The sequence below is a fragment of the Ruminococcus sp. genome (assembly GCF_019417665.1).
Taxonomy (GTDB): Bacteria; Bacillota; Clostridia; order Oscillospirales; family Ruminococcaceae; genus Ruminococcus_C.
The window spans coordinates 1-5,332 of sequence record NZ_DXUU01000096.1; the positions used below are offsets into that span (position 1 = coordinate 1).

Genomic DNA, 5,332 nt, shown 5'->3' on the forward strand with positions numbered 1-5,332 from the left:
CGCAAATCATCGAAAAAAACACCACTCCTCCACCATTCCTTCCCCCTTTTTACTAGACCCCTCTCCTTTGAGTAAAAACGTGTCGGGATATTTTAAGACCGCTAAAAAATCATACTTTTGGTTTGTTTAGGCTTGTTTTGTTCGAAAAAACGAACTCAGAGAACAATAAATGAGACTACGAACTGAGCGACCGGGTGACCTAATTTATCAAAGCCATACGTAATTGGTGAATATAAGGCGTGATACAATATGCTGCAGAAGATCGTTTTATACATAATAAAGTGTATAATGAGTGCCAAAAGTCCGAATATCCAAACACTATCGAAAGAGTGGAAAGAACCGTTGTTTCGATAGCTAAATACCTGTGCACCAAAACAAAATATGATAGACTAACGGCGGGTTTGAAATCATACATTTCAATCTGCCGTTTTCTTTTTTTATGCCGCTTAACTTGCCAAAAAAGTCCCACCGCCGAATTGTTCTGACCATGAATGCGTTATTTTCAAGTACATAAAGAACTATATCATTTCATTCGCCGCACAGTGCGATGCTGTGCAGACATTGCAGCTTCTTGTCAGATACCGATTCACTTATAGTTGATAATCCTGCATCAGATGATCAATCAATATAAAAATGCAGGTAATATAAATTACCAGCTATTGAAGCATTGGAGAGACGAAAAATTATTCCATTCACTTCGATGTCAAAAAATAATGTAAAATAGGTTGGATATTATTAAATTCAAAAAGAACAAACGGAGGAAAATATTATATGGATAATAAAGAGATCACGCAAAATACATTAGATGCCTTTGAAAGGTATCTGCGGGAAGATGAAAAAAGTAAAGCCACGATTGAGAAGTATCTCAGAGACGTCCGGCATTTTATGGAATATGCTAATGGCAAAAAAATTGATAAATTGCTGACAATGGAATACAAATCAAAACTTCAAGAGGACTATGCTGTCGCAAGCGCCAATTCCATGCTTGCATCCCTAAATTCTTTTCTGCGATTTGTTAGTTTAGAAAGTTGCTGTGTCAAACAGTTCAAGGTACAACAAAAAATCTATTGCTCGGAAGAAAAAGAATTGTCCCGTGAGGAATATTTTCGCTTGATCCATGCGGCAAAGGAAACAGGAAGCGAACGGCTCAGTCTGCTGATCGAAACCATTTGCGCAACCGGCATCCGTGTAAGCGAGCTGCAGTATATCACCATTGAAGCTGTCAGACACGGCGAGGCAGCCGTACGCTGCAAAGGGAAAACACGAACGATCTTTATCCCAAACCGACTGCAAAAGAAGCTAATTCGATATATCCGGGAACAAAACATAATAACCGGCGCTGTCTTTATTACGAGAACAGGTAAGCCGATGAACCGGTGTAATATTTGGAAAGAGATGAAAGCACTCTGCGAAAGAGCAGGCGTAGCGTCTGGAAAGGTATTTCCGCACAATCTGCGGCATTTGTTTGCCCGAACCTTTTATGGGATTGAAAAAGATATAGTAAAACTGGCGGATATTTTAGGGCACAGCAGCATCAACACCACACGCATCTATATCGTGACTACAGGTGAAGAGCATCGGCGTAAAATCGACGGCATGCGGCTTATATCATAAACATAAAAAAGCCGATATACATGATATCGGGAACAAAATTATAGTTATGTTGTTCTTCCATCTGCCCATCTACAAACTGTGCAAACTCACAGAATATAAGCATGCCATATTATAAGAAAAAATATTGTAAATGTCAATGTACACTTTCAATATCCACAGTGTTCCGAAAAAGTTCATATTTTCAGGGCAACAGAAGAAAGCTCTTTCATTCAATTTTTTCAAAAAAATTGAGTGGGCTTATTTTACTATGCTCAAATATCCGTATGTAGATCTGTATGTAGTTTATTTGAGTAACAATTTCTAAATAAAATTACAACATAACTATAATTATGTAGAAAAGGGAGATGGATCAGTGTTGCAGGAGGAGAAAAAAAGGAAGGATATTCTATTGGACACCACAATGAGAGTAGTCGCTGATGTTGGACTACCCGCTTTTGCTATGAAGCAGGTAACGCAGGCAGCTAAAACATCGGATAATCTTATCTACTGTCATTATGGAACAAGGGAAAATCTGCTTCTACAGTGTTATCTTCATGTGGACGGACTGATCTATGAGATGTTTGAGAAAGAAAACTTCCAAGAGACCAAGTCTCCGGAGAAATTCTGCGAAAATATGCATAAGCTTTGGCTGCGATATTTCCGTTTTATGGTGAAGAACGATTACAAAACGCTGTACTACTATGAGTATCGGGAATCAAAGTCATTTGCAGCTATGCAGGACAAAATCGAGAAACGGATTCCAAACTGCGTGGAAACCCTAACGAAAGACTTCGGAGTACACTCAGAGGGAAGTGAAATCAGCAGCGAATATTTTTGGATGTACATGCTGGATCTTTCCGGCGTATTTGCAAAGAAGGTTATTCGCGGGGAACTGAAGAAAAACAAAGATACATATGAAATGATATGGCGGTTGTTATGGAACGGAGTGTCTTTCCCACTGATGAAAGGAAAGTTAGATGCGGAGACGGTGAAATAGAGCATGAGGACAAAGACATGACAGAAAAAGAACTGAAAAAATTAAGCCGCACAGATTTACTTTCAATGTTACTGAAGAAGACCAGGGAAAACGAGAAGCTGCAAGCAGAAATCGAGGCATTGGAAGAGAAGCTGTCCGCCCGCATGATAACGATCAATAATGCAGGCTCTCTTGCGGAGGCATGCTTGCAACTGAACGGTGTTTTCGAGGCGGCGCAGGCTGCAGCAGCCCAATATTTGGAGAACATTCAGGCGCTGAACGAACGGCAGGAAAATATCTGTGCAAAGATGCAGGCGGAAACGGAAGAAAAATGCAAGCGTATGGAAAGTGACACGGCGAGAAAATGCCGCAGGATGGAAGAGGAGGCGCAGAAGCAGTGCGAAGAAAGGTTAAGTCAGGCACAGCAGCGAGTAGCCCTATGCTTGGGCGAGGTATCCAATAAAATGGAAGAGTTTAGAAAGCTTTAATCGAGGCTTTTGAATGAACCCGGATAGGAGTGAATATGCGGCGCAAACAGTTTATGGAAATGCCATCCTCTGAAGAATTGGAGAAGGAATTAAACCGTGTGAAATACAAACGCCGGTACCACGTTGTCCTGCGCAGTACGGTGTATACGCTGATCACAGTTGCCGCCATAGCGGTTTTGGTAGCGACCCTGTGGATGCCGGTGTTGCAGATTTACGGTGGCTCCATGACGCCGACGCTCAGCGACGGAAACATTGTCGTATCGGTCAAGTCCGGCGACTTCCAAAGCGGAGATATTATCGCTTTCTATTATAATAACAAAATCCTCATCAAGCGCGTCATTGCCGAACCGGGCGACTGGGTGAATATAGAGGAAGACGGCACAGTGTATGTGAATAACGAAAGGCTGGAGGAGCCATATCTTACGGAAAAAGCGCTTGGTGAGTGCGACATAGAAATGCCATATCAGGTACCGGAGTCCCGTCTGTTCGTCATGGGAGATCACCGCAGCGTATCAGTGGATTCCCGCAGTACGGCGGTGGGCTGCGTTGCAGAGGAGCAGATTGTTGGCAGGATCCTGTTTTGCGTATGGCCGTTGAAGGAATTCGGAAGGATCGAATAAGGTTTATATGATTTTATTGGATTTAACATTTATATTTTCAGGAAGGAGAGTATAACGCATGAAGATGAAAAACGATCAGCTGCTCCAGGCGGCAAAAGAACAAATCAAATCCCGGAAATATCGGAAATGGTATTACACGGTTTTTATCTCCTTGGCGGCGGTCGTCATATTCTGCACCGTTTATGCGCTCATTCTTCCGGCAATTACACTCGAGAAAAATCAGGCGGTACTGGACTGCCCGCTGAGCGTCCATCAGCACACGGCGGAGTGCCGTGACGAAAACGGAACGCTGATCTGCGGACAGGCGGATTTTGTGATCCATACACACAATGAAAGCTGTTACAATGCAGAAAACGAGCTTGTTTGTAAGCTGCCCGAAATAACAGCGCACGAACATACCGATGATTGCTATCAGGCTGAAGAAACTCTGATCTGCAAGGGAACGGAAGCGCCGCATACGCACAGCGAAAGCTGCTACAATGCAGAAAACGAGCTTGTCTGCGAACTGCCTGAGATAGCGGAGCACGAGCATAACGATGATTGCTATCAGACCGAAAAAACGCTGATCTGCAAGGAAACAGCAGTGTTACATACACATGACGAAACCTGCCGTGACGAAAACGGAAAACTTATCTGCGGCATGCTTCAAGTAACCGAGCATGTACACGATGACGCATGCTTCCAGCCGGCGGAACAGGAAGCGTCCGGATTTCAGTCTGACGTGATGCTGACGGCTGATACAAACGAAACTTGGGGATACAACTCAGACGGCATCTGGTGGACGGACCAAAGCGGACAGCGGCAAACGGCAAATCAGTTATCCTCTGCTTCCGCTCCCAGCACCGTTTTGAATCTGTTTGACTACTGGATTGCGGAGGAGCGGTATGCTTCGGATTATTGTGGTGGGATAACAAGACCCGACGAACTGTTATACGGTGGAATCAACAACGGGCACGCGTTCAAATTCTCTGACGGCGGCGGAATAATAGCAGATACAGGTAATGAATCGAAGTTGAATGAATGGGTCGGAGGAGGTAAAAATCCTCTGCAGGGAATTGTAGAAAACCGGCTCAGCAGCAACGGCTACCCCGTTCTTTCCGGAAAATACCCGGTGGACGGCTATGGTTATGATTCGCAGGAATCCTTGGAATACCTGTTCAACCCCGCCGTGGAGCATGAGGGCAAGGCGTCGTACAGGAACGTAAGAGGACTGTTCGGCATAGATGGCGACGGCTACTATTCCTTTGACTGCAAAAAACAAATGGCGGAGTTTGACGAAGCCAGCAGCAGCTTCCGGATTTACAATCGACCCTGTGACAGCAAAGGCTTTTTCCCCTTCAATCAGGCGCCGCAAATCATGACCGCCGCCAGGGACGGTCGTGACGTGAACCACTATTTCGGCATCACGATTACGACCAGATTCATCCAGCTGAACGGAGGCCATGTCAGCACCGATCAGAGGGTGGATACGGTATTCGAGTTCACAGGAGATGACGACGTCTGGATCTTCGTGGACGACGTGCTGGTAGGCGACGTGGGCGGAATTCATGACTCGAGCACCGTAAAAATCAATTTTGCAACCGGTGAGGTAAGCGTGTATGTTGATGCAAACCCCAACGGTGCGATAACAACCACGTTGTACAAATGTTATGAGG

General features: G+C 44.5%; 4 protein-coding genes and 1 pseudogene. All 5 read left to right on the forward strand.

Annotation, left to right across the window (positions count from 1 at the left end; genetic code table 11):
* Positions 1–771 precede the first annotated feature (771 nt).
* The gene (locus tag QZ375_RS13565; RefSeq protein ID WP_295219806.1) at positions 772–1,614 is read left to right on the forward strand and encodes a tyrosine-type recombinase/integrase; all 843 of its coding nucleotides are present in this window, start codon (positions 772–774) and stop codon (positions 1,612–1,614) included.
* A gap of 388 nt (positions 1,615–2,002) precedes the next feature.
* Positions 2,003–2,590, forward strand: coding sequence for a TetR/AcrR family transcriptional regulator (locus QZ375_RS13570; RefSeq protein ID WP_295219812.1), 588 nt, complete (start codon positions 2,003–2,005; stop codon positions 2,588–2,590).
* Positions 2,591–2,607: 17 nt separating this feature from the next.
* Positions 2,608–3,057, forward strand: coding sequence for a hypothetical protein (locus tag QZ375_RS13575; protein ID WP_295219814.1), 450 nt, complete (start codon positions 2,608–2,610; stop codon positions 3,055–3,057).
* A gap of 35 nt (positions 3,058–3,092) precedes the next feature.
* Positions 3,093–3,677, forward strand: coding sequence for a signal peptidase I (gene lepB, locus QZ375_RS13580; RefSeq protein WP_295219816.1), 585 nt, complete (start codon positions 3,093–3,095; stop codon positions 3,675–3,677).
* Between the two features lie 58 nt (positions 3,678–3,735).
* Positions 3,736–5,332, forward strand: a pseudogene (locus tag QZ375_RS13585) (hypothetical protein); the annotation flags it as partial.

Bases quoted from the DNA above. Each gene is read 5' to 3' on its own strand.
- QZ375_RS13565 (WP_295219806.1), top strand. From the start codon at position 772: ATGGATAATAAAGAGATCACGCAAAATACATTAGATGCCTTTGAAAGG.
- QZ375_RS13575 (WP_295219814.1), top strand. From the start codon at position 2,608: ATGACAGAAAAAGAACTGAAAAAATTAAGCCGCACAGATTTACTTTCA.
- lepB (WP_295219816.1), top strand. From the start codon at position 3,093: ATGCGGCGCAAACAGTTTATGGAAATGCCATCCTCTGAAGAATTGGAG.